This window comes from Blastomonas sp. UPD001, assembly GCF_003426715.1.
Lineage (GTDB): Bacteria > Pseudomonadota > Alphaproteobacteria > Sphingomonadales > Sphingomonadaceae > Blastomonas.
Genome location: NZ_QKVT01000128.1, coordinates 1 through 1,067, shown reverse-complemented (window position 1 = coordinate 1,067; position 1,067 = coordinate 1). Strand labels below are relative to the sequence as shown.

General features: G+C 69.1%; 2 protein-coding genes. Both read left to right on the top strand.

Translation table 11 applies throughout. From position 1 onward, the window contains the following. A partial coding sequence (locus DM995_RS19485; protein ID WP_157973368.1) for a hypothetical protein occupies positions 1 to 199 on the top strand: 199 nt, incomplete at its 5' end. A 145-nt stretch (positions 200 to 344) separates the two neighbouring features. Further along, on the top strand, positions 345 to 1,067 hold a 723-nt coding region (locus DM995_RS19480), incomplete at its 3' end, for a glycine-rich domain-containing protein (RefSeq protein ID WP_198669512.1).

Genomic DNA, 1,067 nt, shown 5'->3' with positions numbered 1-1,067 from the left:
CGCGCGCCTCGATGCTATCGCGCGCGCGCTGCCCGCAAGCGGCCTGTCCGCCAGCGCCCAGGCGCAGCTGCGCGTCGAGCACGAGGACCTGACGCGTCTCGAAGCCGCCTATGCGCGGTTGACCCCCAGCGCCGACGAGCGCGCCTATCTCGACCGCCGTCTGGGTGATCTCGAAACGCGCGCCCGCGTGCGCCGCTGATCCAACCGTTCGATCAGCCTGATCCAGACCCGATGGGAGCATCTGCCGGCGCGCAGATGCTCCCATTTCTGTTTTACATTTGATGATTGCTCCCGCGCGCGGGACTCGATAGCCTCACCCTACCAAAGCGGCGGGGAGGGCGGTGATGGTCGACGATCCGATATGGCAGGCGCTTGTCCAGATGCGCATCGAGCCTCCGGGCGCGGCGCTGAGCTTCACCCGGCGGCTGGCGCGCGAGAACGGATGGTCGCGCAGCCATGCCGAAGCGGTTTGCCATGAATATCGCCGCTTCCTCTATCTCGCCGCGACCGGCAGCACCGAGGTCACCCCGTCCGATCAGGTCGATCAGGCCTGGCACCTGCATCTCGCCTATACCCGGCATTACTGGGAAGAACTGTGCGCGCGGATCATCGGGCGGCCGCTGCACCATGGCCCGACCGCAGGCGGCGCGTCCGAGGGGCGCAAGTATCGCGCGCTCTATGCCGAGACGCTGCAGCGCTATCGCGCCACGTTCGGGGAGGAGCCGCCGAGCGATATCTGGCCGCCATCGGACATCCGATTCGGCACGCGCTATCAATGGGTCGACCGCACGCGCCATTATCTGCTGCCGCGCAAGGCGGTGTCGATCGCGGGCATGACCGGCGGCGCGGCGCTGCTCGCCGCGTGCACCGCGCTCGTGGCGAAGACCGCGCAGCCCGTCGCGCCGACGCCGGTCGATCGCGTGCTCGATTTCGCCTTCGGATCGGATTTCGGCTTTTTCCTGACCGTCGCGGTGCTGTTCGTGGCGGTGATCGTGATCGCGAGGATGATCGAGCGGCTGCGCGGGCGCGGCCGGGGCCAGGCGGCTGAGCGGCGGCGGCGGCGCGGC